The following is a 20932-nucleotide window of genomic DNA, read 5'->3' as shown; positions in this document are numbered from 1 at the left end:
TAAAACAGAAGGCCCGATTCCGTACGGAATCGGGCCTTCTGTTTTACACGCGTTTCTTAGCTTTACTTAGCATTACTCTGCTGCAACAGCCAAGTCGCCAAATCTTTGCCAGCCTGGAAGTTCTCGAACTTCGCTGGGATTTTGCGGCCGTCGGTGTACTCGTTGTACAGCCACGGGTCACCGATGGCGAATACTGTCCCTTTGCCCACTTTGGCGGTGGCCATAATTACACTGTTGCCGTTGCTGATAAGCGGCTTGGCGGGGCTCTTCACGTCCAGCACCGACAGTTCTTTCACGTAGGCGGTTCGGGCCGTTTTGAACACCGAGTTGCCGGCTGGCAAAGTCACCAGGCCTTGGTCGAACTGGCTGCCTTGCACCATGTTCATGCTGGTGTTGGTGAACTGAATGCCAAAAGCTTTGGCCAGCGTGTTGAAGCGCGGAATTTCGCAGTTTGAAGTGTCGTTAGCCATCAGCACCAGCGTACCGCCGGCCTTCACCCAATCGGAAATAGCCTGCACGTCGGCGGGCTGCACGAAGTTGGGCTTGGGGCTTTCCTTTTTGCTGTCGGGGTCCACGATGATGTAGACATTTACGTTTTTCAACGCGGCAGCCGTAGGAGCAGTAGGAATGGTAACGGTTTTGGCGCCTAACTCCCGGAACTGGTTGCCCCACAGATAGAAGCCGCCGTGCTGGCGCTCCTCCCAAGTGTAGTGCCAAGGCTCCGGCTCACCAGTCAAGGGGCTTTTGCGGATTTCGTGGTTGAAGTAGTTGTCGAGGCCTACGGTTTTGCCTTTACCGGCAGCACTCTCGGCGGCAATTTCCATTTCCACGCTGGCCATGATGAACGGCCCTACACCCTTCAAATCGTTTTTGCGGAGCGGCTCGCTCAGGTAATACTCGAAGCTTCCGTCGCGGTAGGGGTTGCCGCCGAGGCCGCCCACGCTTACCGTGCCGTTGAAGGCCAGCGCGTTGCCGGCTTCAGTGGTTACAAAGGTTTTCAGCAACCCGTCGTAGCCTTTTTTAGCCACGGCGGCGTACTTACTGTCGAGGTAGCCCAGGCGCACGCCCTTGGCCAGCGCATACACGAACATGCTGCTGCCCGAAGCTTCGGCGTAGTTGCCCTTGCGGGAGCCCTGGTCTACTACCAACGACCAGGTGCCGGTTTTAGAGTCCTGGTACTTGGCTAGCACGGGCGCCAGCCGCTGCAAATCCTTGACGAGCTGTGCGCGTTGTGGGTGGTTAGCGGGGAAATAATCCAGTACATCCACTAAGGCCATGGCGTACCAGCCCATGCCCCGGTCCCAGAAATTGGGCGACTGGCCAGTGGTTTTGTTGGCCCACTTCTGCTCCTTGCTTTCGTCGTAGCCGTGGTAAAGTAGGCCGGTTTTAGGGTCCACCAGGTTCTTCTCGATGAGGGCAAACTGCTTGGCTACATCGTCGAAGCCAGTGGGCTGGTTGAACACATTGCTGTACTCGGAGTAGAACGGCTGGGCCATGTACAGGCCATCCAACCACATCTGGTTGGGGTACACCTTCTTGTGCCAGAAGCCGCCCGCTTTGGTGCGCGGCTGGCCGTCCAGCTGCTTGCGCAGGTACTGCGCGGCTTTGATGTACTTCTGCTGCGCCGCCGAGCTACCCAACGACACCTGGCTCATCAAGAGCAGCGCGTGGCCGGTGGCCATGTTGTCGAGGTTGTAATCTTCCTGCTTGTAAGTGCGGATGCTGCCATCGGCCTGCACGAACTTGTCGAGGTCCTTCTGAATGTAGGAGAAGTACTTGGGGTCACCGGTGCGCATCCATACTCGCTCCAGCGCCTTCATCATCAGGCCCTGCTCGTAGTCCCAGCGGGCAGTGGTGCGGTTGCCGATGAGGATGGAATCGGGGTACCACGACATAAACGCATCGGTCATGCGCTGCGACATGGCGGGGGCTGCCGGTTTGGTTTGGGCGGTGGCGGAAAGAGTAGTCAGCAGCAAGCCGGTGGAAAGGAAACGGCGAATGGACATAGGCGGAAAGGCAGGCTAAGTTTCGGTAGTTAGTTGAAAAACTTCTGTCATCCGGCGCTTACGCGGGGCTCTCGTGCTGACGGAACGGGTAGTATTACACCGGTTCGTTCTACTAGCACAAGGTCCTGCGCAAGCGCCGGATGACAGACAAAGATGGGGAGGACAGATTACAGCTGGGAAACTGTTACCACTTTCTTGGATAGCTTCTGGCCGAGCTCCACGTCTTTTTTGGCGGCTTTGGTGTTAGTATTCACCAGCTTCACGGCCTTGCTCCGGTCACCGGTTACGCGCAACAGCAAATCGGCGCCAGAAGCGTATTTAATATTGTCGAGGGTGATGTTCTGGCTATTTTGCACTTCCATCACCGGCTTGGTTTCCGTGGAGTACAGCGACACGTTCTTCAGCCGGATGCCGTTGCCTTCCTGGCATACCAAGCCTTTTTTGCTTTCCAGCACCACGTTTTCAATTTCAATATCCTGCACGTTCATTTCAGGCAAGCCGCGCACCAGAATGCCGGTAGCAGCACCTTTGCAGGTCACGTTTTTGATGCGGAAGTTGCGGAACACCGGGGTACCGTCGTTCAGCGGCTCGGCCTTGATTTCGGGAATGGCAAACGCCTCGCCAGTCACCTGCACGGGGTCTTTGGCGGCGTAGTACATGTCGAACAGGATGGCTTCGCCGGCAATGTCGGTCATTTGCACGCCGTCCACGAAGATGTTTTCCACCACCCCACCGCGGCCGCGGGTGGTTTTAAAGCGCAGTCCCACATCGGTACCAATAAACGTGCAGTTGGTCACGTACAGGTTGCGCGCCCCACCCGACATTTCACTGCCAATCACGAAGCCGCCGTGGGCGTGGTACACTTTGGTGTCGCGGATGATGAAGTTCTCGGTAGGCACGCCGCGCTTGCGGCCCTGCTCGTCGCGGCCCGACTTGATGCAAATACCATCGTCGCCCACGTCGAAAGTGCAGTTCTCCACGATGCCGTTCTTGCACGACTCCAGGTCCAGGGCGTCGGTGTTCTGGCCGTACCAGGGGTTGCGGGCCGTTACGCCGCGCAGCGTGATGTTCTCGCACAGCAGCGGGTGAATGGTCCAGGCCGGTGAGTTTTGGATGGTAAAGCCTTCGAGCAACACCTTTTTGCAGCGCTGCAAGCTTAGCATATTAGGCCGCAGAAAGTCTTTGATGTCGGCGTAGTCGGCAATGTCTTTGCCGGGTTGCAAGACACCGGGCTTGGTGGTAGTAGAGCCCTTCAACGACTGCGCCGTGGGGTACCAGGTGGTGCCTTTGGCGTCCACCACACCACCCGATTTCACCAGTTTCTGCCACTGCCCTTCGGCTAGCTTTTCCTTCTTCACCATGCGCCACGCGTCGCCGGCCCCGTCAAAAACTCCTTCGCCGGTAATGGCAATATTTTCCAGGTCGGAACCCGAAAGCGGCGACTGGTTGCGCACGGCATCCACGCCTTCCCAGTTGGTTTTTATCAGCTGGAAATCGGAAAGCTTGCTGCTGAACTGCACCAGCGCGCCGCGCTGTACATGCAGGTTCACGTTGCTTTTCAATTGAATCGGGCCGGTGAGCCACAAGCCGCGCGGCACGAGCACCACGCCGCCTTTCTGGCTACAGGCGTCAATGGCTTTGCGGAACGCTTCGGTGTTCAGGGTCTGACCGTCGGCCACCGCCCCGTACTTGGTGATGTTGAACGTGTCGCGGCTGAAGGTTGGCTCCACCACCTTGGGCAAGGTGGGCGGCGTGTCGGCAGCGGGCCGGAAAGCCAGCAGGCCACCCGTGAAAAGGGCTAGAACGCAAGCAGTAAGTTGTTTCATAGGTGCAAATAAAACCCCACTGGCTAAGTCACCAGTGGGGTTTCGTGGAAAGTATTAGCGGTATCCCTGGTTCTGTATGAACTCCGCTTTGTTCTGAATGGCATCCAGCTGGCGTTGCGGAATGGGCCGTAGCATGTGATAATCCTGAATGCTGGCTCCCGCTTCGGGGTTGTTGGCTTTCACCCGTGGCACTAGGCGGTTGGTGCGCTTGAGGTCAAACCACCGGAGCTGCTCGCCGGCCAGTTCCCGGGCCCGCTCATCGAGGATGAAGTCTAGGCTCAAGTTGGCGGCGGTGATGCGCATGTCGGCCACTTTGCCAGGCAAGGCGGCCCGCTCCCGCACCGCGTTGATTTGCGTAACGGCTTGGGTGGTGTTGCCCAGCTTGAAGTTGGCTTCGGCGGCCATCAAGTACACGTCGGCCAGCCGGATAACGTAGGCGTCGCGGGCACTTTGCTCTTCGGCAATGGTTGGGCGGGTCGGGTCGTCGAACTTACGCAAGCACACGTAGTGCAGCCGGTCGCCGACTACTGCGCCCGTAGCGGGGTTGTACACCTTGCTTAAGTCGTAGGTGCGGTAGTTCTTGGCGTTTTCAACGCTGGTTGGAATTTCCTTTTTGGTAGCCAGAATAGCAGTATCGCCTTTGGCCAGAGGCTTAGCTCCAGTCACGGCCGTGTTGGCAATCCAGGCGGTTTTGAATGAAGCGAGGTAACGTGAATCCTTGGTTTCATCGAACAACCTGAGCAGGAACAACGACGGCATGTAGCGGTTGAAGGGACGGCCGTTGGCAATGTCGCGCGTCATGCCGGGCTGGTCGTCGTACTTCATGGTCCAGAGCAGGTGGCCGTTGTTGGCGCCGCGGGGGTGCCCATCGGGGTACAAAACATCATCACGCTTATCGTCTAGGCTTAGCTCTTTCGAGTAGTTCACAGCCCACACGATTTCCTTGTTTTCCAGGTTGGTCATCGACCACAAATCGGCATAGTTGGCCTGAAGCGAGTAGCCGTAGCTGGAAATCACCCGCTGGGCCAGCGTGGCAGCCTCCTGGTTGTTGCCACGGGTGAGGTGCATCTTGGCCAGGAACGCCTCGGCGGCGGGCTTTGTCACCCGGCCGTACTCGGTGGTGGTGTTCGGCAGGTTGGCTACGGCAATGTTCAGGTCGTCGAAAATCTGCTTGTAGAACGTCTCAATCGGGGTACGGTTAGCTGTGGTTTGCACCGTGGTGGTTTCATCGGTAGTGAAGTGCACGCCACCCCAGGTTTCTACAATGTGCCAGTAGTAGAAAGCGCGCAGAAAGCGTAACTCACCCTCACGGGTTTTCTTTTGCGCGTCCGTCATGCCCGACTGCCCAATGCGGTTGATACCCGCGTTGCAGAGGTTAACGGCGGCATACAGCTTGCCCCACAAGGCTTCGAGGGCGCGGGAGCTGCCTTGCAGCGTGGTGTAGTCGGTCAGGTCGGGGTTGACGTCGCCGGCGCCGCGCTGCCACAGGTCGGTGCCCATTTCCGAGGCGCTGTAGCCGTCTTCTTTACCGTACCACCAGCGGGTGTACGAGTAGGCGGCATTCACCAGCGTTTCAAAGCCAGCGGGCGTGGTATATACGGTTTCGGCGGTGAGGCCCGAGGGGTTGTATTCTTCCAGCTGCTTTTCGCAGGAAGAAAGCACGGCCAGCGCGCAGGCAGCCAGACCGAGGGATATGCGAGATATTTTCATGGAGTTGATGCGTGGTAAGTTGTGCTTGACACTTGATGCTTATTGAATTATTCTTCTCAGGAAGAAATCCATCAGACTAAGCACGATGCCCTATCATCAAAGCACTGTGATTAGAAACCGAGGTTGAGACCCGCCAATACCACCCGTGGGATGGGCGACGTAATGCCCCCGCCGCGCTCTGGGTCGTAGTCCTCAATGTCGCTCCAGGTTGCCAGGTTTTTGCCCTGCACGTACACCCGCAACGAAGACATATGTAGCTTGTCTAGCACCGATTTCGGAATGTTGTAGCCCAAGGTGGCAGCGCGCAGCTTTACGTACGAGCCGTCGCGGTAGTACAGGGTATTGCCGTACAAAGCGCTTTGCTGCGTGGTTTTCGAGAGGCTGGCGTCCGGCCGCGGGTAGTCGTTGGACGGGTTTTCAGGCGTCCAGTAGTTCTGGCGGGAGCTGTTCTCGATGCCCTGGGGGTCGTAGAAGCTGTTGTACTCGTAGTTGAACATCTGACCCATGCGGGCAAAGAACTGGAACGACAAGTCGAAGCCCTTGTAGCTGAAGTCACTGTTGAAGCTGCCGTTCCACTTCGGTACGCGCCAGCCCAGCACTTTGCGGTCGGCGCTGGCTGTAATCTGGCCGTCGCCGTTCAGGTCGCGCACCTTAATCTGACCGGGTTTCTGGCCGTAGGCTTTAGCCTGGTCCGCTTCATCGAGCTGCCAGATGCCAATCTTCTCGTAGTCGTAGATAACGCGGGTGGGTGAGCCGATAAACCAGCCGTTGGTGATGTCGCTGCTGGCCCCGCCCAAGTCCACAATTTCCTCACGGTTCATAAACCACGTCACCCCGGCGTTCCACTTGAAGTTTTCGTTGTCGATGACGCGCCCGTTCAAACCTACTTCTATGCCTTTGTTGCGGGTTTTACCAATGTTCTGGGTGATAACCGATACGCCCGAGCTAAGCGGCAGAAACCGGTCGAGTAGCAGGTCGCTGGTTTCGGTGTTATATACATCAACCGAGCCAGTGAGCCGGTTGTCCAGCATCCCGAAGTCCAGACCAATGTTCTTGGTATTCGATAGTTCCCAGCCCAAATTGGGGTTGCCGATGCGGTTAGCGAAGGTGTAGCCCGGCGCGCTGGTTTCGCCGTAGCCAAACGGAATCCGCGACAGCAACGACTGCGACGAGTACACCGGTACATCATAGTTGCCGGCTCGGCCGTAACTCACCCGCAACTTCAAGTCAGTCACGGCGCTGATGTCTTTCATGAAGTTTTCGTCGATGATGCGCCAAGCCACCGCCGCCGACGGGAATAAAGCCCATTTGTTGCCCGCCGCCAGCTTCGAGGAACCGTCGCCGCGGCCGGTGAGCGTGAGCAGGTAGCGGCCCTTGTAGCCGTACTGCACGCGGCCCGTAAACGAAATCAGCTTGCTGTCTTCGTAGGCACTATTGATACCTAGCTGCTGGTTGGCGTTGGCTAGGTTGTAGTAGAGCTGCGAGGCCAGCAACTGGTTGCGACCCTGGGCGTTGGAATTCTCGGTGTTGAAAGTCAGCAACGACGTAACGCCGGTGGCCGTGAGCGAATGGTCACCGAAGGTCTTGCTGTAGTTGATAATGTTTTCCCAGCTCCAGTTGGTTACAAACTGCGTGCCGTACGACGACTGCGGCACCGAGCCGTTACGATCCAAGGTATTGCTGCCCTGATAGATACCCGTGCGAGCGTTGGACAGCGTGAGGCCCAAGTTGGAGCGAATGTTCAAACTCGGCAGAATCTGGTAGCTCACGTAACCCGTCGTGAAGGTGCGGGTGGTGCGGGTGTTGTTCTCGTAGTTGCCATCGACCTCATCAATGATGGGGTTGATGAAGTTGCCGCTGTTGGGGAAGATAGCCAGGTTGCCATTGGCGTCATAAGGCGTCAGCAGCGGGTTAATTTTGTTGGCCTGGTTGGTGGGGTCGCGCCGGACGCTCTGGTTGTAGTACGTCAGCTGGCTTTGCAGACCAATGGTGATTTTCTTGTTAATCTCCTGGTCGATGTTGAAGCGAATGGAGTACCGATTGAGGTTATCCAGCTTAAACAAACCCTGCTCGTTGAAGTAGTCGAACGAGGTGTAGAACTTGGTTTTTTCGGAGCCGCCTGAGAGGCCGATCTGGTGCTCCTGCTGCACGCCTTTGCGCAGTAGCAAATTCATCCAGTCGGTTGAGGTACCGTTGCCAATAGATTCCAGTTCGTAGGGCGTGAAGATTTTAGAATCGTCGGCCGCGCTGTTCCACAGGCCCGTAGTGCGGTTGGCTTCCCGCTTCTGAGCCACGTACTGCTCGGCGTTGTTCACCTTGGGGTAGTTCGCAACGTCGGTCTGGCCGTAGTAGGAGTTGATGGTCACCCGCGGCTGACCCGAAGTACCGCGCTTGGTGGTAACGATAATAACCCCGTTGGCCCCGCGCGAACCGTACACCGCCGTGGAAGCCGCATCTTTCAGCACCTCCATCGACTGAATGTCGTTGGGGTTGATGTCCTGAATGGAGTTGTACTGCACGCCATCCACAATGAACAGCGGGCCGTTGTTGGCGGTGAGAGAGCGGTTACCCCGCACCGTCACGCTCACGCCCGACGTGGCCGAGCCGTTGGTGCGCGCAATATCCACGCCCGGCAGCCGGCCCTGCAACGATTCCATAACGTTGGCCGCCGGCGTCTTCTTGATGTCTTCTTCCTTTACCGATACAATGGCGCCGGTTACGTCGCTCTTTTTCACCTGCCCGTAGCCGATAACCACTACCTCGTCCAGGGCTTTGGTATCAGCCAGCAGCCGGACCTTCACGGCGTCATTGCTGCCGGGGCTTACGGTCTGCGTAACGTAGCCGATGTAACTAATAGTAAGCTGCACGCTGCCCGTAGCGGGTACGCTCAGCGTAAACTGGCCGTCGGGGTTGGTGGAAGCGCCGTTGGTGGTGCCTTTCACCAGTACCGTTACGCCCGCCAGTCCTTCGCCGGTTTTAGCGTCCAGCACTTGCCCTGAGAGCTGCCGGGTTTGCTGCGCCCAGGCCGGCGCCGCCGCGCACAGCATGAGAGCTGGTAGTAGTAAGGAATGTTTCATGAGTAGGTGGGAATTGTAATAAAGAAGCAAGCAGGTAAGCTCACTGCACTCATTGCATGCAGCACTGTACTTTGACTGCTAGTTAATATTAAGCAACTCAAACGTTTGCGGAAGCTTGTTGTCCATTGTTTTTTTATGCAAACGTTACCGGCAACGTTCCCACAAGCGCTACTCACGTATGCTTTTCACTGGCCAACACTACATTTATCTAATTCGTAGCGGTGCTTCTTCGGTTCGCCTCTGCTCCTTGCCACTTTCACCCGACGTTCTAAATAGGCTCCTTCAATGAAAGCGCTTCTCTTAATTGATATCCAGAATGACTTTGTACCCGGCGGGGCCCTAGCCGTAACCGACGGCGACGCTATTCTGCCGCTGGTGAATGAATTGCAGCCACGTTTCGAGTTGGTGGTAGCCACCCAGGACTGGCACCCGGCCGGGCACGGCAGCTTTGCCAGCAGCCACCCCGGCCAGCAGGCCTTCCAGCAAATCGACCTGCACGGGCTGCCCCAAACCCTCTGGCCCGACCACTGCGTGCAAACCACGCCCGGCGCCGACCTGCACCCCGCCCTCGACCAGCACCGAATTGAAGCCGTGTTCCGCAAGGGCACCGACCCCGCCATCGACTCTTATAGCGGCTTCTTCGACAACGGGCACCGCAAGGCCACCGGCCTCACTGAGTATCTGCGCGGCCGCGGCGTCACGCAGGTGTACCTGGCCGGCCTGGCCGCCGATTACTGCGTGTACTTTTCAGCCAAAGACGCGCTGGAGCAAGGCTTCGAAGTGTTCTTCATTGAGGATGCCACCCGCGCCATTTCCGCCGATGGCTACGCCCAAGCCCGCGTGGATTTGCTGGCTCACGGCGTGCATTTCGTATCTGCCGCGGAAGTGCAGTAAGTAGTTCCGGGGCGGGAGGAATCGTTGGCTAGGTGCAGTCCAGTTGCTCCCGCCCTGGAACCGCAACTTACCGCTTGCGGGCCATTACCGAGTACAACATAGGCAGCTTATCGGGTAGATGCTGGAGACGGTAGCGGTGCTCAGCTATCTGCTCCAGGTTGGCAAAGCAGTTGTAGGGCGAGTAGTCGTACTCGTCGAAGTGCGTAATTTCCAGGCCCTGCTGCAACAGGCTGCCCAGCACTTCGCTCAGGCTGTGGTTCCAGGAAATAGCTTTGTGCTCGATGGGCGCGGCGCGGTCGGCATAGGTGCCGGTTTCCATTTCCTCGATGGCGGCGCGGTTGAAGTACGAATATTCCACCCGGGTGAAGTCGTTGTCGAACATCCACACCACCGGATGAAACTCGACTAGCAACAGCTGGCCGCCGGGCTTCAGGAAGTGCGCTACTACGGTGGCCCATTTAGTGAGGTTGGGGAGCCAGCCCAGCACGCCGTAGGTGGTAAACACCACATCAAACTGCTGGTGCAGGTGCTCAGGCAGTGCGTACACATCAGAGCAAATGAATTCAGCTGATAAGTGCAGCTCGGTGACCAACTCGCGGGCCTTGGCAATGGCCTTGTCCGACAAATCGACGCCCGTTACCTGCGCCCCCAGCCGGCTCAACGACAACGAATCCTGCCCAAAATGGCATTGCAGGTGCAGCACCGACTTGCCGGCCATCTCGCCCAGCAGCCCCAGCTCTACTTCCCGCAACGACGACTTACCGGCCCGAAAGTTGACCATATCGTAGAAATCCGACGCTACATGATAGTCGGTTTTCATGTTCCAGAGGTGCCGGTTCAGCGCAAGGTAGTTGAGGGGCTCGTTCATGCTGCAAGAAATCATTTTACTAATACTTTCCCTATCGTAAGGCTTACTTGCGCCACTGGACCAGCAGCAACCTTTCGCGTTGGAGTAGGGTACTGCTAGGCGGACTCGCTTTCTGCCCATGAAATTCAACTTACCGGAACTGCTTCCCGATCAACTCGAAGCCATTCTATATACTGCCTTAGTAATAGCCGGCGGCTTGGCCAGCGGATTGCTGCTCAAATTTGTGGTTTTCCTGGTGTTGCGGGCCTATAACCGCCGTGAAGACACGCTCCTCTCCCACTCCGTGGCCCGCCATCTAAACCGGGCCAGCACCTATTTTTTTCCGGTGCTGGTGCTTTCGTTTGTGCTGCCGCTGGCTCCGCTCACGCCCAAGCACTACGAGGTGCTCAGGCGGCTAGTGGAGACGGCGCTGCTTATCACGTTTGCCTGGGGCTTGGTGAAAACCGTGGACGTAATCGAGGATATGGTGAAGCAGCATTACCAGCTGGGCGGCGACGATAACCTGCAGGTACGCAAGCTGTTCACCCAGCTTCAGTTTGTGCGCAAGCTGGTGGTTTCGCTGATCATCTTCGTGGCGGTGGCCCTGATTCTGATGAGCTTTGCCACGGTGCGCAAAATCGGGACGGGGCTGCTGACCTCGGCGGGTATTGCCAGCGTGATTGTGGGTTTTGCCGCTCAGCGCTCCATCGGCAACCTGCTAGCGGGCTTCCAGATTGCCTTCACCCAGCCCATCCGAATTGATGATGTGCTGGTGGTGGAAGGCGAATGGGGCCGGGTAGAGGAAATAACATTTACGTATGTGGTGCTGCGCATCTGGGACGAGCGGCGGCTGGTACTACCACTCAACTACTTCATCGAGAAGCCGTTCCAGAACTGGACCCGCACCGGCTCCCAACTGTTGGGCACCGTTTTCATCTACACCGATTACACCCTGCCAGTGGAAGAAGTGCGAGCCGAGCTGAAGCGCTTGGCCGCCGCCAATCCGCTCTGGGACCAGCGCGTGTGCGTGCTGCAAGTCACCGACTCTAAAGAGCGCACCATCGAGCTACGGGCCCTAGTGAGTGCCTCCAGTTCCAGCCGGGCCTTCGATTTGCGCTGCGAAATACGGGAGCAGCTAGTAGCCTTTATCCAGCAAAAATATCCCGAAAGTCTGCCTAAAACCCGCACTACCCTCGATGCACCAGAGCCGCCGTTCCTGCCCACCGGCGCGGCTGCCGAAGCCAGCTAGCGGCAAGTTAAGTTGGCTCTGCTGCCCCGCCTAGCCACACTACTTTCGGCGGCACACCGTTAGGCGGCGTGCCCGAAACGCCGTACCTTGGATGGCTCTAAACGACCGAGTAGCCACTTTTCGGTGGTTTACTTTTCTGCCTGCATGATTCGACTCGAGTACTTCACCCCCACTGATTTCCCCCAACTGATTTCCTGGATTCCTGACCCAGAACTGCTGCAAAGCTGGTCGGGAGCACTGTTCAGCTTCCCCCTCACCGAAGACTCGCTGGCTTGGTACCTGGAAGGCACCAACGACTTGCAGGAATCAGACGCGCTGGTGTACAAGGCAGTGGAATCGAAGACAGGCGAGGTGGTGGGCCATATTTCGCTGGGCGGTATCAGCCGCAAAAACAACTCGGCCCGCATCAGCCGGGTGCTGGTAGGCAACACCACGGCCCGCGGCCGGGGCGTATGCCAAGGCATGATCAAAGCCATCCTAAAAATCGGCTTCGAAGACCTAGGCCTGCACCGCATCGACCTAGGCGTGTACGATTTCAACACGGCCGCCATCCGCTGCTACGAGAAGTGCGGCCTGAAACAGGATGGCCTCATGCGCGACATCCTTAAGCACGGCGACGAATACTGGAGCCTCGTGGAAATGAGCATGCTGGAGCACGAATGGCACGAACTGCACGGCAAAAAACAGAAAAGCTATTAGATATTAGCTTTTCTTGATGCCTACCCTGTAAGCCGCCTAGTTGGTAGTGAAAATGCCCGCCAAGTAGTGTACTACTTGGCGGGCATTTTCATTGCTGAACATATATCCCGAGAAACCTAACAGCCAGTAGCTATAACAAGGAGGCTTACGTCCAGTACAGCATGGGTGCGTTTGGGAAGCGGCGCTGCCATTCCTCATAAAAGAACTGTTTGAGCGGGCGCATATCGTCGGGCGGATACACGTACTTCACGCCGCCGAACTTGTTGCGCTTGGCGGCCCGTAGGCTTTCATCGAAGTTGAGAGCTGTATTAGGGTACCACTCACGCAGCACATCACGGGAACCGGGCGTGAAGCGGTGGGTGATAAACTCCACGGTCAGGTCGCAGTCGAAATCCAGCGCCGCCGCTACCCGGTCGAGGAGTTGGGTGTAGTGTTCCTGCCAGTCGGGTACCAGCATGATGGGAGCCAGCACCACGCCTACCGGGTAGCCGCCCCCACCCTGCGCCACGGGCAACGCCAGCTTGCGCAACGCCTGAATACGGGCCTCCACGGAAGCCGTACCGCCTTCCATGCGCCGGGCTACGGGCTCGGCATTGAGGCTCACGCGGGCCCGGGTACGGCCGTTGTGCGGTAAGTCTAGCAGGGAATTCACATGGTCGTACTTGCTCACGAAGCGCAGCCGGGCACCTTCGCGGGTGCCGTAGTGCCGGATGCACTCAGCCAAGCTACCAGTCAGGTGCTCGATGCCCAGCACGTCGGTGTAGCAGCTCACCTCGAAGCTGGTGAGACGGCCGGGCTGCTCGTAGCTGGCTGTGTTTTCCAGCAATTGAGGCAGGTTGGCAAACACGCGCACCACCGGCGGCCCCTGCAAGCTGCCGGCTAGGTAGCAATACTGACAGTGCGCCGGGCAGCCTTCGGCCACGTTCATCTGCCAGTCGGCGGAAGGGGGCGTGGGCTGGAGGCGCAGAGCGCCGGGCGGGGCTTTTACCACGGCTAAGGTGTTCTTGGCATTGCGGTACGTTTCACGGGCATCGGCGCCGCGCAGGTTGGTAAGGCGGTTGCTTTTCAGCAACTCCACATCTAAACCATGAGCCGTTACGCGCTTTAAAATCTGCTGGCCGAAGGGCTCGTCGAGCGCATCGGGCGTGAAAAGCACCCGCTTGGGCAGCCACAGCTTGGCCGACTTCGTGAGAGGCTCTGGAACGGCAACCGGGGCCAAGGTGGGCTGGTTGAATAACGGCAATACAGGCAACGAATCGAACATGAACTACGCGGATTTGATAGCTGTTGATAGAACACCAAATGCCGCCGGATAAGTCCGTAAAACATACATAAACCTGTGATTTTTCGAGGTTTTTGATAGTTCTACCAGTAGTTTACTTGTTGCCTAGCAAGCTCCACCATGAGTAGCCCAAACGGTACTTTTATCTGTTTTCAAGTCGCTAGCAGTACCTTTGCAGCGGCTTTCAACGTATTGCCACTTTCCGCTCCCAAATACGCTTTTCCAATCCCGCCCCAACCTAGCGCCACCCGCGCCGGGTTGGGGCTGTTTCTGAAACTCAGTTTCTGTCACTGAACCGATGCCAATCAACGATATTGCCACTGACCATCCCGTAGCCGACGTTATTCTTATCGGGGCGGGTATTATGAGCGCTACTTTGGGCATGATGCTCAAAGAGTTAGATCCCAACCTGACTGTTGCTATCTACGAGCGGCTCGACGTAGCTGCTGCCGAGAGTTCCGACGCCTGGAACAACGCCGGCACTGGCCACTCGGCCTTTTGTGAACTGAACTACACGCCCGAGCGCCCCGATGGCTCCATCGACATCAGCAAGGCCCTGAAAATTGCCGAGCAATTCGAGGAGAGCAAGCAGTTCTGGGCGTTTCTGGCCGAGCGCTACGAGGTGAAGGAAATTAGCCGCTTCATCAACCACATTCCGCACATGAGCTTTGTGTGGGGCGCCGACAACGTGGAATACCTGCGCAAGCGCCACAAAGCCCTCACCAAATCGGCCTTGTTCGAGGGCATGGAGTTTTCCGAAGACCGGGAATTGCTGCAAAGCTGGATTCCGCTGGTGATGGAAGGCCGCGACCCGGCGCAACCTGTGGCCGCCACCCGCATGGATTTGGGCACCGACGTGAACTTCGGTTCCCTAACCCGCGGCATGTTTACGCTGCTGCAAGCTAAGCCCGGCGTTTCGTTGCACTTCAACCACGAGGTGCAGAAACTGAAGCAGAAAGATGGCGTGTGGCGCATTCAGGCCAAGAATCTGGCTACCGGCGAAGTAAGCAAGATACGGGCGAAGTTCGTGTTTATTGGGGCCGGTGGGGGCTCGTTACCGCTACTCGAAAAATCAGGTATTCCGGAGGCCGATGGGTTTGGCGGATTCCCGGTGAGCGGGCAGTGGCTGAAGTGCACCAACCCGGCCGTTATTGCGCGGCATGAAGCCAAGGTGTATGGCAAAGCCTCGGTTGGCTCGCCGCCTATGTCGGTCCCACACCTAGATACCCGCATGATCGAAGGCAAGCGGGAACTGCTGTTTGGGCCGTACGCGGGCTTTAGCACCAAATTCCTGAAATCGGGCTCGTACCTGGACTTACCCGGCTCGATTCAACTCAACAACCTGCGGCCGATGATTATGGCCGGCCTGAAAAATATACCGCTCACTAAATACCTGATTCAGCAGGTGCGCCAGTCGCCGCAGGACCGGGTGGCAGCGTTGCGCGAGTATTTGCCCGAGGCCCGGCCCGAAGATTGGGAACTGGCCATTGCCGGCCAGCGGGTGCAGGTTATCAAAAAAGACGCCAAGCAAGGCGGTGTGCTGGAATTTGGTACCGAAGTGGTAAGTGCCGCCGATGGCTCTATTGCGGCCTTGCTGGGCGCTTCGCCGGGTGCCTCCACCGCCGTGAGCATCATGCTGCACCTGATTCAAAAATGCTTTCCGCAGCACTCCCGCACCCCAGAGTGGCAGGCTTGTTTCCGCGAAATGATTCCGTCGTTCGGCCAGTCCTTGCCCGACAACCCCGAGCTAGTGGCCCAGGTGCGTACCCGTACCAGCGCCGTACTAGGTTTGGAGCCAATGGTAGAGAAGTAGGACCTTCAATAAGCAAAAAAGCCCTCTGCAACGTGTGCAGAGGGCTTTTCGCTTATTGAAGGTTGATTATCGGTTGTTCATCTGCTCGAAAGCGGCATCCAACTCGGCGCGGGAAGCCAGCCGGCGAGTTTCCGAACTCTCGTAGCCTACTTCCACTTCACCAGCTGCTAGCCGGGCCATCACAGAGTCGGCAAAGTCATCGACGGGTACGCCGAACGTGTGCAAGCCAGGGCCGCCGAGGTCGGTATTCACGGCCGGGGGCACTATTTCCAGTACCTGAATCGGAGTTTGGTTTAATTGGTGCCGCAAGGAAAGCGTGAAGGAGTGCAAAGCTGCTTTGGTGGCACTATAAATGGGCACAAACGCCGCCGGCGTGAAAGCCAGCCCCGACGTCACGTTGATGATGGCTGGGTGGGACTGTGCCTGCAATTGTTCGATAAACAACATAGCCAAGTGAATGGGTGCCTCTACGTTGATGATGATTTCTTGGCGGCGAGTTTCCCATTCTTCGGTATCGGTGGCTAATTGCACGCGGTTCTGAATACCCGCGTTGTTGACCAGCACATTCAGGGCCGGAAACTCGTTGCGTACCCAGTCTAGCAGCGCTACCCGCTCGGCGGCATTGCCTACGTCGCAGACGTGGGTGTGCAAGCCAGGTAGTTTCTGCTGCGCCTCTTGCAGCTTGTCGGCACGGCGGCCACACACGATGACGGTGCTGCCGGCCCGTACAAAACGCTCGGCCAGCGCGAAGCCAATACCCGAAGCGCCACCGGTGATAAGAACAGTGTTGTTGGCTAAGTTCATGAGTTGAGGATGGAGTTGGAAGGGCTGCAAACAGTACGTTTTTACTCTCAGCCTAGCTACTAGGTTGGATTAGGGCCTCACGGTTACGCCCTTACCATGTTCGCCATGCTGAGTTTGTCGAAGCATCTCGCGTGCTGCTATTAGATTAGCAATCCAGCATCAGCACGCAAGATGCTTCGGCGCCTTTGCATTTCCGCTTTTCTTACTCTCATCTTACACAGCTTAGAAAGCTAGCAATCAGGGCTAAGCACCGCTTTTCGGCGGCAGAAACACCTCGGCCAGCATGCACCGGACGCTGCCGCCCCCGATAGTTTCGATGGTGGGAATGGGCAACGGCAGCAGTTCGGCGTACTTCTCCAAGGTCTGGCGTTGCGGCTCAACCAAGGCATCGAAGGCGCTTTGCGACATAGCCAGCACCACTTTCTCGTCCGAGGTGCGCAGCGCCAGCAGATTACCGGCAAAGCAGGCCACCTGCGCCAACGAAATAGCGACAATTTCGTGGCCGGTGACGGTGAACGAGGCAACCACGGCAGCGCGCTCGGCAGCATCGGTTATACTTTCCAGGCACACCACAGCAAAGCCGCTGCCAATACAGAGCATCACGTTGGTGTGGTAGATTTCCTGCCCTTGCGCATCGTAGGCGCGGAATGCCACCGGGCGGTAACTTAATTGTGCGGCTACTTCCTGGAACAAGGCCGCGTCGGTACGGGGCGAGAGGGCCGCGTAGGCCACGCGGTGCTCGTGGTCGAAGAGGATGCTGCCAGTACCTTCCAGAAACCGGTTTCCCTGCTCGTGCGCCGAGTAGTCGAGCACTTCTTTGATGGTGAACTGCTGCCCCAGCGCCGCCAGAATATCGGGGCGGCGCTCCGGACGGCGGTTGAGGGCACACATTGGGTAGAGCAGCACCCGGCCGTCGGGGTGCAGCGTGAGCCAGTTGTTGGGAAACACGGCGTCGGGCTTGGCGGGCTCGGGCGTATCCTCGAAGATTAGCACCCGTACCCCTCTGGCGCGCAGCGTAGCTGCCAGCCGGTCAAATTCTTTGAAGGCCTGCGCCTGCACAGCAGCGGCATCGAGCCCCGGCAAGTGGTGCTGGAAGTGGTTGGATTCGGCCGTTTCGACATTGAAGCCGAAGCGCACCGGCCGAACCACAAAAACGGTGTTGGTGGCTTGCATAGCCGGCAAATTACGAGGAAGCCCGGCAGTTCTGATGCCGGTAGCCCGGTGGGCACGTACCTGTTGGGCACCAAGACGGGCGAGGCTTCCGTATAGCTGCATTCCGCTTGGCCCAGCTACCGGCTGGGCTGGGCTATCTACCGGGCTCTATTACTATGGAAATTCAACCTTACGAAAACGCACCCGCCTGGAAACGCGCCGCGTACAGCGTCATCTTTGAAGCAGACACGCCGGCCGGGCGCATGTTTGATATTGTGCTGCTCGGGGTTATTGTACTGAGCGTGCTCACGGTGATGCTGGAAAGCGTCCCCTCCATCAATGCCCATTACGGCCCTGTGCTGCGGGCCGTGGAGTGGGGCTTTACGGCACTATTTACGGCAGAATACCTAGCCCGGCTATTGGTGGTCCGGCGGCCCCTGAACTACGCCTTCAGTCTGCTGGGTATCATTGATTTTCTAAGCATTGTGCCCACCCTAGCCACCCTAATGCTGCCCGGCAGCCGGTACCTAGTAACTATCCGCACGCTGCGGCTGCTACGGGTATTCCGAGTTTTCAAGTTGGGCCAGTTTGTGGGCGAGGGCGAGTTTATTGTCACGGCCCTCAAGGCTAGCCGCTTCAAGATTCTGGTATTTCTGACGGCCGTTGTGACGCTAGTAGTGGTGATGGGCACGCTGATGTACGTGGTGGAAGGCGGCCGCAACGGCTTTACCAGCATCCCGCAAAGCATCTATTGGGCCATCGTTACGCTCACCACCGTTGGCTACGGCGACATATCCCCTACCACCGTGCTAGGCCGTACGCTGGCATCCATCCTCATGATTCTGGGTTACGCCATTATTGCCGTGCCCACTGGTATTGTATCGGCGCAGATGGCTGGCGCCCGGCCGGCAACCCCTACCACCGCCTCCGCCTTCAAGCAGGTAATCTGCCACGTGTGCCAAGCCACCGACCACCGCCCCGACGCCGAGTTCTGCTGGCGCTGCGGCGAGAAGCTGTAGGGTTTGAAAGTAAGAGGGTGTGCGGGTAGGATGGTGTGAGTTATGCTATGCTTCCCCTTGCTCCCCTACCCGCACACCCTCTTACCTTCAAACCCTAAAATACCCTATACCACCCTTCCAATCACGGCAAACAGAGGGTCGGAATGGCGAAGCGCGGGGCTCCGGTCGAGCAGTTCGATATTGTGCCAACCGCCGGCAGCTTGCAGGTATTGCTGCACTAGCACGAGGTGGCCCCGGTCGTCGAGGGCGTGCCAGGCGGCTACGGCTTTGCTGGGAAAGCAACGATTGGAAAAGGTGATAACCAGGGGCGCGCCGGGCTGCATCACGCGGGCTAAGTCGCGGAGTACGGCTACCGGCTGGGTCAGGTAGTCGATGGATACGCAAATAGCCGCACCATTGAAAGCGTTGTCTTCGAAAGGCAAGGAGGGTTGCTGATTGAGGTCCTGCACCACGTACTCGGCCAAGCGTGGGTTGGCGTGCAGCTCCATTTCGTTCATACCCAGCCCAACCACCCGCTCGTACGGCACTTCGGCGGGCAGGTGGCTCACCCAGCTACTCATCAAATCGAGTAGGGTGCTGCCGGCTGGAAAATACTCCCGGTACAGTTGCGTAACGGCCGCAATGGCCCCTTCATCAATGTGCGTAACGAAGCGCGGGTGCTGATAAAACTGGGCATCGGGCGTTTCATCTTGGCGCCGGAAAGTGCCCGCTGGGAAAGAAAAGCTATTCTGGTCGTGGGTCATGGGAGGCGTTACCTGAAGTTTCAAGGTGCAGGTCGTTCCCAAGTCTAGTGGCTCGGGTATCCGACTTGGGCATTACGCTCTATAAACGGCCTCACGGGCAAATAGTAACTGAAAAAGCCGTTGGTTTTCCAGTTACAGAAAACCAACGGCTTTTTCAGTTAGCACCAACGCCAGCTACAGTGGCTAGAGCTGTTTGGTGAGCAGCAGGCCACCATAAGAGAAGCCGTTCACGTTCATACCTTGCATGGGCACGACGGACAGACCGGCGCGACGGCCAGCTTTGTGCAACTGCGGCACCACAATACCCATAGTAGCACCCACGGCATAGCCCACAATGTTGTCGGAGAGGAAGTGCTTGCCAGCTTCCATGCGGTAGTAGGCCACGGCGGCTGGCACCACGGCGGCGGCTCCCCACACAAAGGGCTGGGCCGGCGAATCGGGGTTGAAATCGTGGAAGACCTTGGCCGCGAAGAACGTGGCCGTAGCCGTGTGCGCCGTATGACCCGCGAAGAAAGAGTTGGTGGCAATTACGCTGGTGCCTTTGCTGATGGGCGCGTCGGAACCGTAGGTGAAGGGTCGGTAGCGCGACACGTTGCCCACCGTCATCGTGAAAATGGCATCGGTGGCGAGCATGGTTTGCAGGTAGAGCCCGGCCACTTGCCCGTAGCGGGCCCGGATGTCGGAGTTCAACGCTAGCAAGCCCGGCGCTACCACCAACGAGCCGTAGCACAGATAGTCGCTGGCGGTTTGGGCCGACTCGCTGTAGTTGCCGGCCACAAACCGGTCGAACTTCGGCACGTCGTTTTTGTTGAGGTTGGCTATATCGGCTTCGGTGAGGCTGGTTTTCTGCTGAATCAGGTAGAGCCCCACGCCACTAACGGCACCGAGGCCAGCAGTAATGGGAGCATCAACGCCGAAACGGGTTTGGTACGGCGACGGGGCCTTCTGGGCCGTAGCCTGTGGTCCGGCCGCTAGTAGTAGCGAGCCAGACAGGGTGAGAGTAGCGAGTAGCTTCATAAGGAAAAAGAGAGGGACAGAATGCCGCTAAAACGCGGAACTGTGGAGCTAGGTTGCTGCCCACCCGTCGTTTTACGTAGCCAAGCGGGTTGCCGGCCATCTTGAAACGATACAAACATCTTGAAAAAATACTGATACTTGCATTTAGGGCAATAAACAGTCGTCGGTGGCGAAAGATCTAAGCAAATCCATCATGTCCTTGTCAACGCCCGGCGGCGTGGCAGCCAGGAAGCGGGCGGGGCTAGGGTCGATGTAGCCTGTCAGCCGCCCGAAGTCATCTTCCGACAACGCTCTAAAGCCCATCGACCAGTTGTGGAAGATGCGGGCCGGAATAGGGCCGTCGGCCAGCAGAACCACGCGGGTATGGCGCGAGTCGGCCCGGATGCGGGCATACATTTGCTGCACTGCCGCCGGCGCACCTTCCAGCACTTGCAGAAAGCAGCCGTTGCCGTACAGTAGCAGCCCCGTGATGCCTAGCCGGGTGTTGTTGACGAACGACTGCCGAAGCAGAGATTTCAGCTCGGCAGTTGTGGGCTGCCCTACGGCATAGCTTTGGTAAACAATCTGGTGCATAGCTCAATCGGGGTTACGTCCGCCTGAATCCGGACCTCTGATTCTGCCTATTCGGCCTACTCCTATAGTACTACCTACGTCCTATTGCTACTGCCGGGTACGTAAGCGTTGTTGCCGTTCCGTCCGAAATTTACCGTTTCACCCTTGGTAGTAGCCGAAATTGCCCCTGCTAACTTGCCCCGTGGCGCAACTTTTCCAGGTGTCAGCCGGTAGTGTAGCTC

16 protein-coding genes are annotated in these 20932 nt (G+C 57.8%); 5 read left to right on the top strand and 11 right to left on the bottom strand.

The features are described from left to right. Positions 1-62: 62 nt before the first annotated feature. The 4 genes from G536_RS0109735 to G536_RS0109720 form a co-directional block, all read right to left on the bottom strand. Positions 63-2006, bottom strand: a complete 1944-nt coding sequence (locus G536_RS0109735; RefSeq protein ID WP_022823403.1) for a DUF4350 domain-containing protein — start codon at positions 2004-2006, stop codon at positions 63-65. A 167-nt stretch (positions 2007-2173) separates the two neighbouring features. Then, positions 2174-3832, bottom strand: a complete 1659-nt coding sequence (locus G536_RS0109730; RefSeq protein WP_022823402.1) for a glycoside hydrolase family 28 protein — start codon at positions 3830-3832, stop codon at positions 2174-2176. A 54-nt stretch (positions 3833-3886) separates the two neighbouring features. Then, entirely contained in the window at positions 3887-5542 is a 1656-nt protein-coding gene (locus tag G536_RS0109725; RefSeq protein ID WP_022823401.1) for a RagB/SusD family nutrient uptake outer membrane protein, read from the bottom strand. Between the two features lie 110 nt (positions 5543-5652). Further along, positions 5653-8619 carry a SusC/RagA family TonB-linked outer membrane protein gene (locus G536_RS0109720; RefSeq protein ID WP_033369783.1) on the bottom strand — a complete coding sequence of 989 codons (2967 nt, stop codon included), beginning with the start codon at positions 8617-8619 and terminating at the stop codon, positions 5653-5655. A gap of 285 nt (positions 8620-8904) precedes the next feature. Between G536_RS0109720 and pncA the strand changes: the two genes are divergently transcribed. Continuing rightward, positions 8905-9513 carry a bifunctional nicotinamidase/pyrazinamidase gene (gene pncA, locus G536_RS0109715; RefSeq protein ID WP_022823399.1) on the top strand — a complete coding sequence of 203 codons (609 nt, stop codon included), beginning with the start codon at positions 8905-8907 and terminating at the stop codon, positions 9511-9513. A gap of 67 nt (positions 9514-9580) precedes the next feature. Here pncA and G536_RS0109710 read toward each other — a convergent pair whose 3' ends face one another. Further along, a complete protein-coding gene (locus G536_RS0109710; RefSeq protein ID WP_022823398.1) occupies positions 9581-10381 on the bottom strand; it encodes a class I SAM-dependent methyltransferase in 801 nt (266 codons plus the stop codon). A gap of 118 nt (positions 10382-10499) precedes the next feature. Between G536_RS0109710 and G536_RS27220 the strand changes: the two genes are divergently transcribed. Both G536_RS27220 and G536_RS0109700 read left to right on the top strand, forming a co-directional pair. Continuing rightward, positions 10500-11609 (top strand): mechanosensitive ion channel family protein, encoded by a 1110-nt coding sequence (locus G536_RS27220; protein WP_022823397.1) that lies wholly within the window; start codon positions 10500-10502, stop codon positions 11607-11609. A 144-nt stretch (positions 11610-11753) separates the two neighbouring features. Further along, complete coding sequence (locus tag G536_RS0109700) at positions 11754-12308, top strand: GNAT family N-acetyltransferase (protein WP_022823396.1); 555 nt, start codon at positions 11754-11756, stop codon at positions 12306-12308. A 145-nt stretch (positions 12309-12453) separates the two neighbouring features. Here the strand turns inward: G536_RS0109700 and G536_RS0109695 are convergent, their stop codons facing one another. Beyond that, positions 12454-13572, bottom strand: a complete 1119-nt coding sequence (locus tag G536_RS0109695; protein ID WP_022823395.1) for a spore photoproduct lyase family protein — start codon at positions 13570-13572, stop codon at positions 12454-12456. A 316-nt stretch (positions 13573-13888) separates the two neighbouring features. Here G536_RS0109695 and G536_RS0109690 point away from each other — a divergent pair, with 316 nt between their 5' ends. Further along, entirely contained in the window at positions 13889-15403 is a 1515-nt protein-coding gene (locus G536_RS0109690) for a malate:quinone oxidoreductase (protein ID WP_022823394.1), read from the top strand. Between the two features lie 66 nt (positions 15404-15469). Here the strand turns inward: G536_RS0109690 and G536_RS0109685 are convergent, their stop codons facing one another. Together G536_RS0109685 and ctlX are read right to left on the bottom strand one after the other, a co-directional pair. Next, positions 15470-16207 (bottom strand): SDR family oxidoreductase, encoded by a 738-nt coding sequence (locus G536_RS0109685; RefSeq protein WP_022823393.1) that lies wholly within the window; start codon positions 16205-16207, stop codon positions 15470-15472. A gap of 243 nt (positions 16208-16450) precedes the next feature. After that, positions 16451-17380 (bottom strand): citrulline utilization hydrolase CtlX, encoded by a 930-nt coding sequence (ctlX, locus tag G536_RS0109680; protein WP_022823392.1) that lies wholly within the window; start codon positions 17378-17380, stop codon positions 16451-16453. A 155-nt stretch (positions 17381-17535) separates the two neighbouring features. On the opposite strand from ctlX, the gene G536_RS0109675 reads away from it, so the two are divergent. After that, a complete protein-coding gene (locus tag G536_RS0109675) occupies positions 17536-18378 on the top strand; it encodes an ion transporter (RefSeq protein WP_026880016.1) in 843 nt (280 codons plus the stop codon). Positions 18379-18482: 104 nt separating this feature from the next. On the opposite strand, the gene G536_RS0109670 is transcribed toward G536_RS0109675, so the two are convergent. The 3 genes from G536_RS0109670 to G536_RS27215 form a co-directional block, all read right to left on the bottom strand. After that, a complete protein-coding gene (locus G536_RS0109670; protein WP_245575788.1) occupies positions 18483-19145 on the bottom strand; it encodes a class I SAM-dependent methyltransferase in 663 nt (220 codons plus the stop codon). A 159-nt stretch (positions 19146-19304) separates the two neighbouring features. Then, complete coding sequence (locus G536_RS0109665) at positions 19305-20138, bottom strand: phosphatase PAP2 family protein (protein ID WP_022823389.1); 834 nt, start codon at positions 20136-20138, stop codon at positions 19305-19307. A 144-nt stretch (positions 20139-20282) separates the two neighbouring features. Continuing rightward, positions 20283-20711: a BLUF domain-containing protein gene (locus G536_RS27215; RefSeq protein WP_022823388.1), complete on the bottom strand. Its 429-nt coding sequence runs from the start codon at positions 20709-20711 to the stop codon at positions 20283-20285. Positions 20712-20932 lie beyond the last annotated feature (221 nt).

Source organism: Hymenobacter norwichensis DSM 15439 (assembly GCF_000420705.1).
GTDB lineage: Bacteria > Bacteroidota > Bacteroidia > Cytophagales > Hymenobacteraceae > Hymenobacter > Hymenobacter norwichensis.
Note: the sequence above shows the minus strand (reverse complement) of the source record. Positions and strands in the feature narration are given on the sequence as shown.